Source organism: Deinococcus sp. Arct2-2 (assembly GCF_004801315.1).
Classification (GTDB): domain Bacteria; phylum Deinococcota; class Deinococci; order Deinococcales; family Deinococcaceae; genus Deinococcus.
Map to the genome: position 1 here is coordinate 53,433 of NZ_SSNW01000005.1, position 16,674 is coordinate 70,106.

Annotated in this window: 14 protein-coding genes; 4 read left to right on the top strand and 10 right to left on the bottom strand. The window is 60.7% G+C overall.

Annotated features, from left to right (window positions below; translation table 11 throughout):
- The first annotated feature begins 17 nt into the window (after window positions 1-17).
- From clpP to lon, 3 genes are all read left to right on the top strand, one after another.
- Window positions 18-629, top strand: a complete 612-nt coding sequence (gene clpP / locus E7T06_RS03770; RefSeq protein WP_136364520.1) for an ATP-dependent Clp protease proteolytic subunit — start codon at window positions 18-20, stop codon at window positions 627-629.
- A complete protein-coding gene (clpX, locus tag E7T06_RS03775; protein WP_136364521.1) occupies window positions 626-1,870 on the top strand; it encodes an ATP-dependent Clp protease ATP-binding subunit ClpX in 1,245 nt (414 codons plus the stop codon). Before clpP ends, clpX begins: the two co-directional genes overlap by 4 nt.
- Before the next feature lie 204 nt (window positions 1,871-2,074).
- Window positions 2,075-4,507, top strand: a complete 2,433-nt coding sequence (lon, locus tag E7T06_RS03780; RefSeq protein ID WP_136364522.1) for an endopeptidase La — start codon at window positions 2,075-2,077, stop codon at window positions 4,505-4,507.
- A gap of 338 nt (window positions 4,508-4,845) precedes the next feature.
- Here lon and E7T06_RS21110 read toward each other — a convergent pair whose 3' ends face one another.
- The 9 genes from E7T06_RS21110 to E7T06_RS03820 all read right to left on the bottom strand — a co-directional run bounded on the left by E7T06_RS21110 (window position 4,846) and on the right by E7T06_RS03820 (window position 14,288).
- On the bottom strand, window positions 4,846-4,992 hold the full coding sequence (locus E7T06_RS21110) for a hypothetical protein (protein ID WP_168733356.1): 147 nt from the start codon (window positions 4,990-4,992) through the stop codon (window positions 4,846-4,848).
- Window positions 4,993-5,030: 38 nt separating this feature from the next.
- Entirely contained in the window at window positions 5,031-6,137 is a 1,107-nt protein-coding gene (locus E7T06_RS03785; protein WP_136364523.1) for a hypothetical protein, read from the bottom strand.
- Entirely contained in the window at window positions 6,134-6,361 is a 228-nt protein-coding gene (locus E7T06_RS03790) for a hypothetical protein (RefSeq protein ID WP_136364524.1), read from the bottom strand. Before E7T06_RS03790 ends, E7T06_RS03785 begins: the two co-directional genes overlap by 4 nt.
- Entirely contained in the window at window positions 6,315-6,758 is a 444-nt protein-coding gene (locus tag E7T06_RS03795; protein WP_168733357.1) for an ATP-binding cassette domain-containing protein, read from the bottom strand. The genes E7T06_RS03790 and E7T06_RS03795 overlap by 47 nt, the downstream gene beginning before the upstream one ends.
- Before the next feature lie 248 nt (window positions 6,759-7,006).
- Window positions 7,007-8,290 (bottom strand): type IV pilus twitching motility protein PilT, encoded by a 1,284-nt coding sequence (locus E7T06_RS03800; RefSeq protein ID WP_136364526.1) that lies wholly within the window; start codon window positions 8,288-8,290, stop codon window positions 7,007-7,009.
- A gap of 55 nt (window positions 8,291-8,345) precedes the next feature.
- Window positions 8,346-11,015: a type II/IV secretion system protein gene (locus E7T06_RS03805; protein WP_168733358.1), complete on the bottom strand. Its 2,670-nt coding sequence runs from the start codon at window positions 11,013-11,015 to the stop codon at window positions 8,346-8,348.
- A 171-nt stretch (window positions 11,016-11,186) separates the two neighbouring features.
- Complete coding sequence (locus E7T06_RS03810) at window positions 11,187-11,732, bottom strand: YqeG family HAD IIIA-type phosphatase (RefSeq protein ID WP_136364527.1); 546 nt, start codon at window positions 11,730-11,732, stop codon at window positions 11,187-11,189.
- The gene (pgeF, locus tag E7T06_RS03815) at window positions 11,729-12,511 is read right to left on the bottom strand and encodes a peptidoglycan editing factor PgeF (RefSeq protein ID WP_136364528.1); all 783 of its coding nucleotides are present in this window, start codon (window positions 12,509-12,511) and stop codon (window positions 11,729-11,731) included. Before pgeF ends, E7T06_RS03810 begins: the two co-directional genes overlap by 4 nt.
- 301 nt (window positions 12,512-12,812) lie before the next feature.
- Window positions 12,813-14,288: a PLP-dependent aminotransferase family protein gene (locus E7T06_RS03820; RefSeq protein WP_136364529.1), complete on the bottom strand. Its 1,476-nt coding sequence runs from the start codon at window positions 14,286-14,288 to the stop codon at window positions 12,813-12,815.
- A gap of 130 nt (window positions 14,289-14,418) precedes the next feature.
- Here E7T06_RS03820 and E7T06_RS03825 point away from each other — a divergent pair, with 130 nt between their 5' ends.
- Window positions 14,419-15,690: a benzoate/H(+) symporter BenE family transporter gene (locus E7T06_RS03825; protein WP_136364530.1), complete on the top strand. Its 1,272-nt coding sequence runs from the start codon at window positions 14,419-14,421 to the stop codon at window positions 15,688-15,690.
- A 2-nt stretch (window positions 15,691-15,692) separates the two neighbouring features.
- Here the strand turns inward: E7T06_RS03825 and E7T06_RS03830 are convergent, their stop codons facing one another.
- Window positions 15,693-16,652, bottom strand: coding sequence for a leucine-rich repeat domain-containing protein (locus E7T06_RS03830; RefSeq protein WP_136364531.1), 960 nt, complete (start codon window positions 16,650-16,652; stop codon window positions 15,693-15,695).
- Between the last annotated feature and the right edge of the window lie 22 nt (window positions 16,653-16,674).

Genomic DNA, 16,674 nt, shown 5'->3' on the forward strand with positions numbered 1-16,674 from the left:
CCCGAACCCGTGCGATAATGCGCCCCATGAGCGTGATTCCGTATGTGATTGAACAGACCGGGCGGGGCGAGCGGAGTTACGACATTTACTCCCGTTTGCTCAAAGACCGGATTATTTTCGTGGGCACCCCTATCGAGTCCCAGATGGCGAATTCCATCGTGGCGCAACTGCTCCTGCTCGATTCGCAGAACCCCGAGCAAGAGATTCAGATGTACATCAACTGCCCCGGCGGTGAGGTGTACGCGGGTTTGGCGATTTACGACACCATGCGGTACATCAAGGCTCCCGTGAGCACCATTTGCGTGGGCATCGCCATGAGCATGGGCAGCGTCCTGCTGATGGGCGGCGACAAAGGCAAGCGGATGGCCCTGCCCAACAGCCGCATCATGATTCATCAGGGGTCGGCGGGTTTCCGGGGCAATACACCGGATTTGGAAGTACAGGCCAAAGAAGTGCTGCACCTGCGCGACAAATTGGTCAGTATTTACCACCGCCACACCGATTTACCCCATGAAAAACTGATGCGGGACATGGAGCGCGATTACTTCATGTCGCCCGAAGAAGCCCTCAAATACGGCCTGATCGACACCGTGATCGACCAGACGCGGCAGATTGGGGAGGCGCAATGACCGGACGGACAGGCATCGGCACAGGCAACACCACCGGCCCCACCAGCGGGGATCGCTGCTCATTTTGTGGGCGTCAGCACCCACAGATTGCCCAACTGATCGAGGCTCCGGGCCGCGCCGCCTTTATTTGCAACGAATGCACCGAGCGGGCGCACGAGTTGGTCAAGCAGAACAAGAAGGGCGGTTCCGAGTTCAGCCTCGATGAATTGCCCACGCCGCGCGAAATCAAGGCCTACCTTGACGACTTCGTGATTGGGCAAGACGAGGCCAAAAAAGCCCTTGCAGTGGCCGTAGTCAGCCATTACCAGCGCCTGGCCCACCCCGATGTGAACCTGCAAAAAAGCAACATTTTGCTGATCGGCCCCACCGGAACCGGCAAAACGCTGCTGGCCCAAAGCCTTGCTGAAATGCTGGAAGTGCCGTTTGCTATTGCCGACGCCACCACCCTCACGGAAGCCGGATACGTGGGCGACGACGTGGAAAACGTGATCGTGCGCCTCCTCCAAGCTGCCGAGTACGACGTGGCTTCTGCCGAGCGCGGCATCATCTATATCGACGAAATCGACAAGATCGCCCGTAAATCCGAAGGCACCAGCATCACCCGCGATGTGTCGGGCGAGGGCGTGCAGCAGGCCCTCCTCAAAATTATCGAAGGCACGATTGCACAGGTGCCGCCGCAGGGTGGACGCAAGCACCCGCAGCAGGAACTTGTTCAGGTCAACACCAAAAACATTCTGTTTATCGTGGGCGGAGCTTTCGAGAGCATGGCCGACATTGCCCGCAGCCGCACCAACGTTCGCGCTGTGGGCTTTGGTGCAGAGCATAAGGGCGAAGAAACTCAGGAACTGCGCTTCCTCCCCGAAGATTTGGTGAAGTTCGGCCTGATCCCCGAGTTTGTGGGCCGCCTGCCACTCGTGGTGCAGCTTCAAGACCTCGACGAAGAAGCTTTGGTTCGCATCTTGACCGAGCCTCAGGGCGCGATCGTGCAGCAATATCAGGCCTTGTTCGGCTTTCAGGACGTTGACCTGAGCTTTACCGAAGCCGCCCTGCGCGAAGTGGCCCACCGTGCCAAAGAGCGCAAGACCGGAGCGCGTGGTCTGCGTGCTGTACTGGAAAAAGCCATGACCGATCTGCTGTTCGAGTTACCCACCGACGGCCTCGAAGAACTGCGTTTCGATGCAGTCCACATTGACGACCCCATGACCTTGCTTGAGTCTAAGGGACTCAAGAAGTCTGCCTAAACGCAATAGAGATTACAGCGCCGCCTCGCCCATGCCCGTATTCTTCGGGACATCGTGGGCGGGGCGTTCTGTAGTTCTCCGGCACTGGCGTAGTTCCGCCGAGTATGGTTCCGGTCAGACTCCCCGTATTAGACTCTTCCCCTCTCAACCTCCGGTGCACTCTCCGGATTGGTTTCCAATGAGGCCAGTTTTCAAGGAGTAAGTATGATCTGGGAACTTCCCGTTGTCGCACTGAGAAATATCGTGATCCTGCCCGGCGTCACCATGAATGTGGATGTGGGCCGCCCCAAAAGCAAGCGTGCCGTAGACGAGGCGCAGGCTTCTGACCGCCGCGTGCTGTTGCTGACCCAACGCGAAGCCCGCACCGACGACCCTACCCGCGCCGAGTTGTACGACATGGGCGTGCTGGCCGTGGTCAAGCAGGTTGTGCGGATGCCCGACAACACCTACCAAGTCCTCGTGGAAGCGCAGGAACGCGCCCTCGTAACCGGAGAAGTGCCTTCCGCCTACATGCGCGTGCGAGCCGAAACTCAAGTGGTGGCCGCCGATGACAGCCGTGAAGTGCAGGTCATCATGGCGGAAGTCAAGTCGGCGTTCGAGGAATACCAGCGCCAGAACAAGAACCTGCGCCTCGACAACTACCAACTCGAAGGCCTGAAAGCCCTGACCGACGCCGGAGCCTTGGCCGATCAGGTGGCCCACCACGCCACCTGGACGCCCGAAGAAAAGCAGGAAGTGCTGGGCGCAACCGCCGTTCGGCCCCGCCTCGAAGCTGTCCTGAAGTTTCTGGGCCGCGACACCGAACGCTTCAATATGGACAAGAAGATCGCGGGCCGCGTGAAAGAGCAGATGGACGCCAACCAGCGCGAATACTACCTGCGCGAGCAGATGAAGGCCATCGGCAAGGAACTCGGCGGCGGCGAAGACAGCCCTGCCGAAGTGGAGGCCCTGCGCGAGAAAATTGAAGCCGCAGGCATGCCCGAATCGGTGAAAGATAAGGCGCTGAAGGAGTTGCTGAGGCTAGAGCGCACGCCCGGTGGCAGCCCCGAAAGCACGGTTGTCCGCAACTACATCGACTGGCTGATCGATGTGCCGTGGAGCAAGCGCGACGAAGAAATTCTGGACATTGGCCGCACCCGCGACATTCTGGACGCCGATCATTACGCTTTGGGCGACGTGAAAGACCGCATTCTGGAGTTCCTCGCCGTGCGCCAACTGACGCACAAGCCCGGTGAAACCGCCGAGCAGCAGCAGGAGCGCACCGCCGAAGAACGAATTGACGACGCCGAACTGCGTGCGCCCATTCTGTGCCTCGTGGGGCCTCCCGGCGTGGGCAAAACCAGCCTCGGCAAAAGCGTGGCCCGCAGCCTGAACCGTAAATTTGTGCGGATGGCGCTGGGCGGCGTGCGCGACGAAGCCGAGATTCGCGGCCACCGCCGCACCTACATCGGCAGTATGCCCGGACGCATCATTCAGGGCATGAAGACGGCAGGCGTGGCGAACCCGGTCATTTTGCTCGACGAAATCGACAAGATGAGCAGCGATTGGCGCGGCGATCCCAGTAGCGCGATGCTGGAAGTCCTTGATCCTGAGCAGAACCACACCTTCCAAGATCACTACCTCGAAGTGCCGTATGACTTGTCGCAGGTGATGTTCATTACGACTGCCAACAGCCTGCAAACCATCCCGCGCCCGCTGCTTGACCGCATGGAAGTCATTCAGATTCCCGGCTACACCCAGCCCGAGAAAGTGCAGATCGCCAAGCGCTACCGCGTGCCCCGTCAGATCAAGTCGCACGGCCTGACCGACAGACTGCAAATTACCGACGCGGCCCTGAACCGGATCGTGGAGGAATACACCGCCGAGAGCGGCGTGCGGAATCTGGATCGTCAGATCAGCAAGCTGGCCCGCAAAGCCGCCCGCACCCTGCTGGAGCAGCCGTGGGAAGGCCTGCGCGTGATCGACGCTGCCGACATTCCCGATTACCTGGGCGTCCCGCTGCACCGCCCCGACAAGATGGAAAAAGAGCCGCAAGTGGGCGTGGCACAGGGTCTCGCGTGGACAAGCGTGGGCGGCGCGATGTTGGTTGTCGAAGCCCTCGCTACCCCCGGCAGCGGCAAAATCACCATGACCGGCAGCCTCGGTGACGTGATGAAGGAAAGCGTGAGCGCGGCGGTGGCCTACCTGCGTGCCCACGCTACCGAGTACGGCGCAGACCCCGATTTCCACAAGAACATGGATCTCCACGTTCACTTCCCTGATGGCGGCACGCCCAAAGACGGCCCCAGCGCCGGAATCACGATTTCCACCGCCGTCATCAGCGCCATTACGGGCCGCCCCGTGCGCCTAGATGTCGCCATGACCGGAGAAATCAGTCTGCGCGGGCGGGTGCTGCCCATCGGCGGCCTGAAAGAGAAGCTGCTGGCCGCCCACCAGAGCGGAATCCGTGAAGTGATCGTGCCCAAGGACAACGAGCCGAACCTTCAGGACGTGCCCGACAGCATCCGCGCCGACCTGCGGATTCATACCGTAGAGCGCGTGGGCCAAGTGCTGGAACTGCTGCTACTGCCCGCGCCCGCTGTGCAACCCACCATTCCCCCCACCAAGAGCCAAAGCGTGACCCAACCCGGCGCATAAGCCTAAGCGTTAGAAAAAGAAGAAAGAAGTGCCCCGCCCGGAAGACGGGTGGGGCACTTTCTGTTTTTGGTATCTGATGGAGAGACTAGAATCTAATTGACTGATAGTATTCTAAAAGATGGTTCTAAAAGTCGCTGCTTACGGAATAAGTTTTGTACTCGTTGGTTTGACCTACATCCTTTTCGATGCCGTTTTTGGCGAATATGGGAGCGTTTATTGCCTCGTCGCTTTTGCGTGTAGCATGTGGATAAGGCAATTATTGAGGGGCAAAAGTCGGATGCGTAAAGCGGCGCTAGATATGGAACTGGCAGAGACTCAGCATTCAGGAAACTGAGGTTCTACCCTCTCCGAAAAGTAATGAGCGCGGCCAGCAGCAGCACGGGCAAGGTCAGCCACGCCAGCCCGAAAGAAACGCACAGATAAGTGACGATACCGGGCAACATGGCCGCACCCAGTCGGGCTTGTGCCACCTGATCGGGCAGCATGAAGCCGCTAGTCTCCGGCCATTCAGAGACGGTGAGGATTACCCACGGAGCAATACCGCCACCAGCACAAGCAGCGGCGATGTCTGAACAAACAGGGCAGTTGCCCCACCACTGACCAAAGCCAGAACGCTGAGTGGCACAGCGGCAGGAAGGATTCGCGCCCATCGTTGGGCAGCGGCAGTCATTGGCAAGCCTGCGGGTGGGTTCGGCCCAAGGAGCGGCAGCATCAGCATGAGGAGTAAGCCGCTGAGGACTGGCCCGCCCGGAAACGGAATAGGGGAGAGCAGGGGCAACAGCGCGGGGCCGAGCAGGAGGGCGGGCAGCAGCAAGCGGGCATGGGTCAGCACATGCAGCGTAGAACGCCAAGCGGAAGCGGCAAACACGCCGGAACCACGCAGCATGGGGCGGAAGCGGGAATGGGCCGGGGGCAAGTCTGGATGCTGTGTGGGTGCGGGCAACCCCAGTTTTTTTGCGCCCCGGCACAAGCCCTCGAATTGCATGTGCAGGCGTGGGCGGGGATGAATTGCCACTTGCCAAAGCCTCAGCCAAGCGCGGTAAGCGGCCCACAGTCCTACGGCGGCCAACGGTAAAACCAACGGTGTCCAGACCGTGCCCAGCAACGGCAGGATTGCCAGCCAGAACGCAAAGGTGCGGGCTTGTGCATTGTTTGCTAGTCGTGCATTGACGCTGAGTACCCGAATCACCGCAGTGGCAGCGAACCCTACTGGAAGTGTTGCGGCTTGCCAAATCAACTGCGGAAAGAGCAGGACAATCAACACTCCCAAGCCTGTCCCCGATGCCAGCGGCCCAAGCAAACTTCGGAGCAACGGCCACTGTAAGGCTTGAGCTTGCGGCAATGGCGTTTGCAACAGCACGTCATCGGTGGTGTGCAGCCACACAGGTTGGCGGCGTGTTAAAGCGGCGGCGAGCCACAGCCCACTGACACCAACTCCCAAGCTCCAACTGGGCAGGGTGAACGTTGCAGAAAAATAAGCTTCCCGCACCCCAGACAAAGCAACCGCGCCGATGCCCAGCCAATACAGCAGTAGCAAAGGCAAGCCCGCCGCCTTCCAGTCTTGCCAAAGTCGGGCGGCTCCACGCGAAAAAGTCAGTTGGCGCAGAGAATAGAGCGGACTTTTTGTCATGCTTGCGCTGGGTGCAGCGTCAGTGTCCCGCCCTCGCCCAATTCCAGCACGGTGGGCTGTAGTTCTGCCAATTCGTCGCCGTGTGCCGTACTCAGCACTAAGCCACCAGCATCGCGGCGGTTCTTGATGGCTCCCAACAACACGGCCCGCGAAGTTCGGTCTAGCGTGCCAAACGGCTCATCCAGCAGCGTGATTGGGAGGGCGAGGCCAAACGCTGCGGCCAACGCCAACCTTTTGCCGGGTGCCGCGAGACAGCACGCTAGGCCAAGCATGGAGCCAAGGCGTGAGGCCCAATTGGGCGGCCAATTCCAGCAACGGTTCGGCGGGCATGTGCCACGCGGCGGCCATAAAGCGCAGGTATTCATGCACCTGCAAGTCTTCGGGCAAATGCACATCGGTGGGCATGTATATGCAGGCTTGGCGGGCCTGAACCGAACCGGGCACGCCGCCGCCGACAGTCATCGCACCCGAAATCGGCAATTCACCCACCAAAGCGCGGAGAAATGTCGTTTTGCCTGCCCCGTTTGCACCCTGCAAATGAACAATCTGGGAACCGCTAAGTTTGAGGTTTAGCCCACGCAGAAGCTGAATTTGCTGCACGACAATGGCGCAATCGCTCATTTCTAGCGTGGCAAGCTGATTGTTATTCTGTTCCTGAATTCGCTTATCAAGAAATAATTTGATTATACTTGTCATAAATCTAAAAATCACATTGAATGTTTCCGCTTCTATTGCTAAATTTATAGTCTTTGTACGTGTTTATTGACAAGCTAATGTGCCTTTGGTCTTGAAATATTTCCTGACCAAAAGCACATTAACAGATTTTTAGGGGGTATGAGACTCGGTTTATCGTCGCTAATTTTTTAGCCTCAGCCCCGGCCAAACGGTGTGCGCCCGGTATTTGGCGCTGTGGTAGTCGTGGTGCGCGTATCCGTGCCGCGCCCTGCGTCTTCCCGGCCCGCGCCGTAGCCGCCCTGAGCTGCGCCGCCCGCAGGCTTGTAACCGCCGCCCGCTGCCGCTGCACCTGCTGGGCCGCCGCTGGCCGTTGGCCCCAGATTCGCCGCTGCGCCCAAACTGGTGGTGGTGTCGTTGGCAAGGCGGGCAAACTCTTTGGGATCAATGGAGCGCTCTAGGCCGATGTCGTAGGAAATGATGCGGCGGCGGTACAGGTTGGCAAGGTAGGCGTCCATCGTGACCATGCCTTCCCGCGCTCCGGTTTGCATCGTCGATACGATTTGAAAGGTCTTGCCTTCGCGGATCAGCGAGCGCACGGCGGGGTTGGCGATCAGGAGTTCGTAGGCCAGCACGCGGCCCGCGCCGTCTGCACGCGGCAGGAGTTGCTGGGTCATCACGGCCACGAGGTTGTTGGCGAGCTGTACCCGAATCTGTGCCTGCTGCTCTTCGGGGAATACGTCCACAATTCGGTCAATGGATTCTGGGGCGCTGTTGGTGTGCAGCGTGCCCATCACCAAGTGTCCAGTTTCCGCGGCGGTTACGGCGGCCTTGATGGTTTCGTAATCGCGCATTTCGCCCACCAGAATCACGTCGGGGGCTTGGCGCAGTGCGGCGCGCAGGGCATCGTTAAAGCTCATGGTGTCCGAGCCGACTTCGCGCTGATTGATGATGCTCTGCTTGTGCGAGTGCATAAACTCAATCGGGTCTTCAATCGTCACGATATGCAGTTTGCGGGTCGTGTTGATGTAGTCGATCATGGCGGCCAGCGTGGTGCTTTTGCCCGATCCGGTTGGCCCGGTGATGAGTACCAACCCACGCGGCGCAGTGGCGATATCCACGATGTTTTGCGGCAACCCCATGTCCTGTGCGCTCTTGATCTGGGTGGGAATGAGGCGCAGCACGCCGCCCACGTTGCCGCGCTGCATAAAAGCGTTGACGCGGAAGCGGGCTTTGTCGCCTAGGGCAAAGCTGAAATCCAGCTCGCGCCTTTCTTCAAAAGTGCGCTGCTGGCGCTCGTTCATCATCGAATACATCAGCTTGCGGGTATCGGTGGGGGCCAGTTCGGGCATGCCGTGACTGTCATAGACGCCGTGCATTTTCAGTTGCGGCGGCAGTCCTACCGTCAAAATCACGTCGGACGCGCCTTTTTCGGTGGCGAGGCGGAGAATATCGGTGATGTCTACAGGAGCCTGAGTCATGGGGAAACCTCGCGGGGAGAGGAAGAAAGGTGCGGCGTAAGGGAGGAGAAAAGCTTCAGTTGCTCGTGACGGCCAGCACTTCTTCCAGCGTCGTAATGCCTTTCAGGGCCTTCTCGATGCCGTCTTGGCGCATGGTTCGCATGCCGCTTTCGTTCATCGCCACTTCGCGCAGTTCTACGGCGGGTTTGCCGCTGCCGATAGCGGTTCTGAGGGCGTCGTCCAGCACCATCAATTCGTGCAACCCGGTTCGGCCCTTGTACCCCGTGCCGCCGCAGCGTGGGCAACCTGCACCGCGCACCAGCGCCCCGCCGCGCACGTCGCGTTCGGCAATACCGAGGCGGCGCAGCACTTCCGGGTCGGCGTTGGTGGGCGCTTTGCAGTCGGGGCAGACCTTACGCACCAGCCGTTGCCCCAGCACCCCAATGAGCGACGCCCCGATGTTGAAGCCTTCCACGCCCATTTCGTCAAGGCGCGTCACGGCTCCGGGCGCGTCGTTGGTGTGCAGCGTCGCCAGTACCATATGCCCGGTCAGCGCGGCTTCTACGGCAATTTTGGCGGTTTCGCTGTCCCGGATTTCCCCCACGAAAATAATGTCGGGGTCTTGCCGCAGGAAGGCCCGCAGCGCCCGCGCAAAGGTCATGCCCGCCACCGGGTTCACCTGAGACTGCACGATGCCCGGAATTTCGTATTCCACCGGGTCTTCAATGGTGGTGGTGTTCTTTTCGGGGCGGGCGATGCGTTTCAGGGTAGAAAAGCTGGTAAACGATTTGCCCGAACCGGTGGGGCCAGTAACCAAAAAGATGCCGTAAGGTTTTTCGATCAGGTCTAGAAAGCGCGGGAAGTTGTAATCCGAAAACCCCAGATTTTCCACTTCGGGAATGTTGGCGGCCTTTTGCAAGAGGCGCATCACGGCTTTTTCGCCGTATACGGTGGGTAGCGTAGAAAGGCGCAAATCGATGTCGATGCTGCCTTTCTTGAAGCGCACCCGTCCGTCTTGCGGCACGCGTCGCTCGGAAATATCGAGATTGCCCATGATCTTGATGCGGGCCAAGATGCTTTGGGAGCTGCCCTTGGGGAGTTCGTTTTGTTCGCGCAGCACGCCGTCTACGCGGTAGCGAATCCGTAGCCCGGTTTCGGTGGGTTCGATGTGAATATCGCTGGCTTCCTGCAAGGCGGCCTCGCGGATCAGGTTGTCTACCACGCGCACCACGGCGTTGTCGTCCAGCCCCACCGACAGATCCATCTCTTCTTGTTTCTTGCTGTCGCGCTTGCTGGACAAGTTCGCCAATTCCTGATTCAGGTTGGCCATGTCCTTGTTGCCGAAATACCGCTCGATCAGACGAATGATGTCTTTTTCGGCCATGACCGCCGGAATGATGTCGCGCCCGGTGATCAGCTTCAGATCGTCAAGGGCGAACACGTTGCGGGGGTCTTTCATGGCGACCACCAACGATTCACTTTGCAGGCGCACCGGAACCACGCCGTAGCGGCGGGCCGTGCCTTCGGGAATCATCAGCGCCACTTTGTTGTCGGGCGGATTCTGAACCGGATCGAGGAATTCGTAGCCCAACTGCGCGGCCAGCGAGCGGGCCAGCATTTCCGGCGACAGTTTGCCCGACTGCACCAGCGTGTCTTCCAGCCTTCCCCCGCCCGCGTTCTGCTTTTGCAGGGCGTTGTCAATTTCGTCGGCCCCGGCAAAGCCCAACTCCATAATCACTTCGCCCAGCGGCTTGACCTTGCCCTCACGCGCCTGCACATGCAGCGCTTCCCGCAGTTGCGCCCGCGACAGGCTGCCCTGCTGCACCATCTGTTCGCCCAAGCGCCCGCGCTGCGGATAAAAGCGCTCGATCAGTGTTTCTACGTCTTTGGGCTTGGCCAGAATCAGTTGAACCGTGCGGCCCACCAGCGCCTCGATGTCTTCACGCTTGCGCGGATCGCTGGTAACTACCGTTACGCCCTGCTGAGATTCATCGACTGGCACGGCGTTCAGGCGTAGCGCGTCGGCCCGCAACATGCTGCCCAGCACGTCTTCGGTGGGCTGGAAGTCGCGGGGATTGCGCAGATACACCGTGCCGGTCTGCTCGGCCAACGACTCGTACAGTTGGTCTTCGGTAATGATCTGCTGGGCAATCAGGGTGCCGCCCAATGCCTCGCCCGTTTGCTGCTGCACGTCCAGCGCCACTTGCAACTGCGCGTCATTGATCAGGCCGCGTCCCATCAGGCGTTGGCCCAACATGCCGCCGCCCGTGTCGCTCACCTCGGCAGGTGCGGCGGGCGTGATTCCCAGTTCGGGGTAATGGGTCGCCATCGCCCACATGATCTGGTCGCGCAGGGCCTGATACGGCTCGATCATCAGGCCGCTGTCGTCCTCAAGGGCTTCCAGCGCCATGCTCGACAAAGGATCCACGAGGGCCACGCGCAGGGTGCCGCCGTCTATGGCAAACGGGAACGCCTGAGAAGCCAGCGCCGTTTGCGCCCGCACCGACTTCAGGGCGGCTTCTTCCGGCGTGACCACCAGCAGATTCACCAGCGGAATGCCCAAGGCTTCTTCGATGGCCCGCGCAATGCGCTTTTCGCCCACCAGCCCGGTGTCGATCAGGATATCGGCCAGTCGGCCCCCGATTTCGGCGTGCCGCACGAGGGCGCGTTGCAGGTCGGTGTCGTTGACATACCCCTGTTCGAGCAAAATTGCGCCTAAGCGCCGGTCACCAATAGAAAGAGCCACGGTTAATCCTCCAGTGAGGGGAAGCACAGTCAGGGCACCTGCTCAGGCCCGAATCAATTGTGTTGTGAGGGGTGAAATGAGCGGTCAAAAAGAGCGCGATGGGGCGGAAGAGGGGTGGCGAGAGGGTAGGCGGCGGCAGTGCTGAAGGTGGCCCTGCTAGAGGTGGCATGGTCAAGCCTTCCAGTCGTGGCCGTAGCGTTTGAGTACGGCCCGTTCTAGGGTGCGGGCCATGCGGGTATGTGGCAAAGAGTTTCCGGCCAACGGGTGAACCAAAATGGTGTGCATCCCGTTCAGGTTGCCGCCCAGCACATCGGTAAACAGTTGGTCGCCCACCATGCCCACCTGATGCGCGGGGAGCTGCATTTGTGCCAGCGCCACCCGGTAGGCGCGGGGGTGAGGTTTTCCGGCCATGCCGACGCCCTCCGCGCCCTCGAACCCCAGCTTGTCCATCCAAAAGCGGGCGCGTTTTCCGGTGGCGTTGCTGAGCATGTACAGCCGAATGCCGCTGCGCCGCAAATTGGCCGCCCAGAGCATCACGTCGGCGCGTTCTTCGTAGCTGCCGTAGGGAATCATGGTGTTGTCTAAGTCCAGCAGCAGGCCGTGTAGACCGCGTTCGGCCAAAAATTCGGGGGTGATGTCGTGGATGTGCGGCAACACGTCGCGGGGTTTAAGCAAGCTGCGGCGTAGGAACGGGGGGCGGGCAGATGAGTTGCTCATGCGTTCTGTCCTGTGTTGGCCCCTGCGCGATGCGGCAGACCGATCACGGCCCACGTGCGCCCAGTGCGGCCCGAATCGCGGCGGTAAGAATAGAAATCGTCTTCGGTGCTGCACCGCCCGCTGACCCAAATGTGTTCGGGGAGAAGGCCCGCTGCCAGCAGTCCGGCGTGGTTGGCCCCGGCCAAATCAAGGTGTTCGCCGCCGTCTACCGCAATCACCGCGTCTGCCATGCCCGCTGCCCGAAATTGCTCGGCCACATCACTGCTGACCGCGTACCGTGCGCCGCAGATGCCGGGGCCAACCGCAGCGCGAATGTTGCCCAGAGTCGCGCCCAGTCGGGTCATGGCCTCTACGGTTCGCGCCCCGATTCCGCCCAAAGTTCCCTTCCAGCCCGCGTGCGCCGCGCCGACTATTCCGGCGTCTTCATCGGCCAGCAAGAGGGGATAGCAATCTGCCGTGCCAATCGCCAGCAGAAGCCCCGGCGTGCAGGACACCAACGCATCGGCAGTCTGCACGCCTGCACTGCGGGCTTCCAGCACGTCTACCCCGTGAATCTGGTTCAGGCGGGCCACTTGCGCGGCTTCAAATCCTAGCGCCTCGGCTACGCGGCGGCGGTTCTCGGCCACATCTGCCGGGTTGTCCTCGCGGTCATCCAGATTCAGGCCCGCGCTACCGGGTGCCCCGAACACGCCCAGCGATACGCCCCCGCGCCGCGTGGTAAACGCGTGTGGAACGCCCAGCACCGGAGAACGCAGCAACATCAGATCCCTAGTATTCATGACCACCTCTCACGGAATTCTGACGGGTTTACCCCCAATGGGGGTGAAGGGCACAGAGAGAGGAGTATGGATCGTAGAAGAAGACGGAACTCACGGCTGCTGCATAGCTGGGGATCATCGAATGGTTACCAAATCGGGCAAGTGTCCGGAGTTGACGATTTCGGGTGAACCCCCCAGTCTGCTCCGCAGCCAGACCCCCTTAGAGGGGAGCGCACAAGCTTTTGTCCTCACCTTTAAGGGGGGGCATTGCGAAAGCAACGGGGGGGTTGTTTTGCCAACGCCCACTCACCACTTCCCGCTTCTAAGCCAACCGCGCCGCGCCTCCCCGCGCCCTATACGCCTGCCACGCCTGCGCCAGCCGCCGCACCGCTTCCGGCAGATGTTCGGTGGGCAGGGTAAAGGGAATCCGCAAAAAGCTGTCGGGCAGGGGTTCCACGCCCATAGACGCGCCCGGAAACAGGCGCACGCCGTAGCTGTGGGCAAACAGCGTAAAGGCGGTGACATGCGGCGTGGGCAGTTCTACCCACAGGAATTGGCCGCCTGCGGGAACCGTGAAGCTCCAATCGGGCAAGTGTTCGCGCAAGAGGCGCACCAGCAGGTCACGGGCGGGAGTCACGCTGCTGCTGCGAGCCTGGCGCAGCCCCGGCAAATCGGCCAGCAGGTTCAGGGCAATGGCCTGAGACGGCGAAGACGACCCGAAGTCGGCCAGCGTTTTGGCCTGCGCCAGTTGCGCCAGCAGGGGCTGGGGCGCACGCAGCCAGCCTACCCGCAAGCCCGCCCAGTACAGCTTGCTCAACGATCCCACATTGATGATCTGGCCTTCAGGCGCGTAAGCCGACAGGCGCGGCGGCAAGCGGTCTGTACTGAAGCTCAGATCAATCAGCGTGTCGTCTTCGATGGTGGGCAGGCCCGCATCCATGATCTGCGCGGCCAACCGTTCGCGGGCGTGGGCAGGCAATACCGTGCCAGTCGGGTTCTGAAAAGTGGGCGTGAGGAAGGCCAGCCGGGGCGCACCCGTGCGGAGGGCGTCGGCAAAAGCGTCGGCCTGCACGCCATCGGGCGTCACCGGAACTCCTAAAAGTGTGGCTCCCGTCGCCCTGAACACGTCTATGGCCCCAAAATACGTGGGCGTTTCCAGCAAAGCCACGTCGCCCCGGCGCAAAAACACACTGGCAATGACCGAAATGGCCTGCTGCGCCCCGCTGGTGATGATGACTTGTTCGGGCGTGGTAGGCAGTCCATTTTGCGTGTATTGGGCTGCCAAGTGGGCGCGGAGTTCGGGCATGCCCAGCGGGTAATACAGGGAATCGCGGAAGGCGTCGGCGCTGGCGGCGTGCAATTGCTGGCGCAGAGCATCGGTGAGGCTGGGTACGGCAATGGTCAGGTCTAGCTCGGCGGGCATGCTCTGGACAGAGCCGGTGGGAGGCTGGGACTTTGGGAGTTGAGACTGCGGCACCGGACTTCTCAGCGTCAGCACTTCGGCGCGGCGCGGCGCGGTGGCGGCCACATGGGTTCCGCTGCCCTGCCGCCGCGTGACCCAGCCCTCTTCTTCCAGCGTTTCTATAGCCGTAACCACCGTGCTTCTGCTGACCAACAAGAGTTCGGCCAGCGTGCGTTCGGCGGGCAAGGCGTCGCCGGGGCCGAGGTGGCCCGCGTGAATACAGGCCCGTAGCGCAGCCGTGAGTCGCGTGTGCAAAGGCCCCGGCCCAGTGCGCCAGTGGGCCAGTAGGGTCGCCCATTGAGGTCGATCAGAGGCAGAGCGAACGGCAGGCGGCATAGAGGGAGTTTAGCAGTCCAATTACCCAACTTGTCTAACTGGCCTGCTCATTCCAGTCCAATTGAGGCTGATGTTGCTCTGTTTCGCAGTCCACTTGGCTGCCACACTGGGGTCACTTGGAGGCCCGCCTATGCATACCACCCCGATTTCATCCCGTCCCGCCCATCTGCACCCGCTGAGCTTGCGCCAATTCTGGCAAGATTCCAGCCCGCAAGCCGCCCTGACTGGTCTGATTGCTATCCTGATCGGCTTCGCTGGGCCGACTGTGTTGGTGTACGCCGTTGCAGACAGCGCCCATCTCGGCCCCGGCACGGTCATGTCTTGGGTGTGGGGATCAACGGTGCTGTGCGGTCTGGTCAGCATTTACCTGAGTCTGCGAACTCGCATGCCGATTTTATCCACTTGGTCTACCCCCGGCATCGCGTTTCTGGCGACGGCTTTGCCCGGTGTGCCTTTTCCGCAGGCAGTCGGCGCGTTCCTGATCTCTGCCGTGTTGGTCATTTTGCTGGGTACGTTCCGCCCGCTCACCCGCCTGATTGAGCGCATTCCCACGCACCTCGCCGCCGTGCTGAACGCCGCGATTCTGCTGCCATTCGGCTTCCGGGCGGTGCAGGCCTTCGGCAAAGAACCTGTGCTGGTGGGCTTGATGATCCTCACTTATTTCGCGCTGCGCCACTATTCGCCGCGCTGGGCGGTGGCGGGCGTGCTGGTGGTGGGTGTGGCGGCCAGTGCGGCGTTAGGGCTACTGCATTCCGCGCCGGTGCATTTGGCCCTGACCGTGCCGCAAGTGGTGGCCCCCCAGTTTTCTTGGCAAGCCACGCTGAATCTGGCGCTGCCGCTGACCTTGTTGGCCTTCACCGGGCAATTCGTGCCGGGGTTCGCTACCCTCAAAGTCGCCGGATTTGCCCCCGCCCCCGCGCCGATTATCCGGGCTTGCGGTATGGCGTCGGTGGGCGCGGCGCTGGTGGGCTGCCATAACCTCACGCTGGCCGCACTGCTCGCCAACATCGTCAGCGGCCCCGAAGCGCACCCTGACCCGGCGCGGCGCTACACGGCGGCGGTGTGGGCGGGCGTGTTTTATATCGTGCTGGGGCTGTGTGCCGGGACTTTCCTCAGCTTGTTGGCCCTGCTGCCTACCGAGGCGATTTCGGCACTGGCAGGCTTGGCCCTGCTGGCGGCTATCGGCACGTCGCTGCACACCGGACTGCGCGAAGCTCCCGGTACATTGGCCGCCCCCGCCGTGCTGGTCGTCACCCTCAGCGGCGTGTCTTTGCTGGGCATCGGCGCGGCGTTTTGGGGCATTGTGGCGGGGCTGGCGCTGCACGCGGTAGAAGCACGGATGGCGCGGGCTAAGGCTGAAACAGTGAACTCAGTCAGCGCGACTCCAACCGCAGCCAAGTAAGTTCAGGCATAGATCAAGCACCCGCGCTCCTCTAGCTGCCGAAAAACAGCGGGCAGCGCGGTCATGTTATTCCAACGCAAGTCCAGCTTTGTGAGATTCGGCAAGAAGGCCAAACTGTCTGGAACGGCGGTCAGCGCATTGGCCCGCAAGTCCAGTGAGCGCAACTGCTGAAGCTGGCCAATAGAGTCCGGTAAATGGCTGAGGTGGTTGAACCGTAAATCCAACTCTGTCAGGGCGGCCAATTCGCCGATGCTGTCAGGCAAAGCATCTATCTGATTGTTTTGAAGCATGAGCTGTTCCAGTCGAAGACAGCCGCCTAAGCTGGCCGGAAGTGTGGTCAGCGCATTTTTCATGACGTGCAACTCACGCAGGTTCGTTAATTGGCCCAATTCGTCGGGCAGACTGCTCAAAGCGTTGTTGTAGGCGCGGAATTCCTGCAAGTTTTTAAGTTCGCAGAGCCAGTTCGGAAGTGACGCAAAAACATTGTCGGTGATATTCAAATAAGTCAAGGCAGACAGGTCGCGCGTGGAATCTGGCAGCGTTGTGAGGCGATTGTTGCTGAGATACAGGAATCTGAGATGACTGAGGCTGGAAAACACATCAGGTAATTCGGCCAGTTGATTGTGCCCCAAGTCCAGCATTCTCAGTGCCGTCAAGCGTCCCAAGTCTGCTGAAAGCCCCGTCAACTGGTTGGCAGACAAATTAAGCGTCGTCAGTTTTGTCCACTCCCAAAGCCAATCGGGGATTTCTGTCAATTGGTTGTTGTAGATGCTGAAGACGTGAGCCTTATTGCATCTTCTCAAACTGGGCGGTAAAGAAGTCAGGCTACATCCATCGAGATTGACGTGATCAGTCGTGAACCCAGCGGATTCGTTCAAGGCGGCCAGTAACTCTTGCCCACGCTCCGAAGGCATGTGCTGGTGGCGGGGTGTACCAAAGCTCGCCACAGGTGTTGAGGACATGGCCCACTCTAATCAAGCTTGT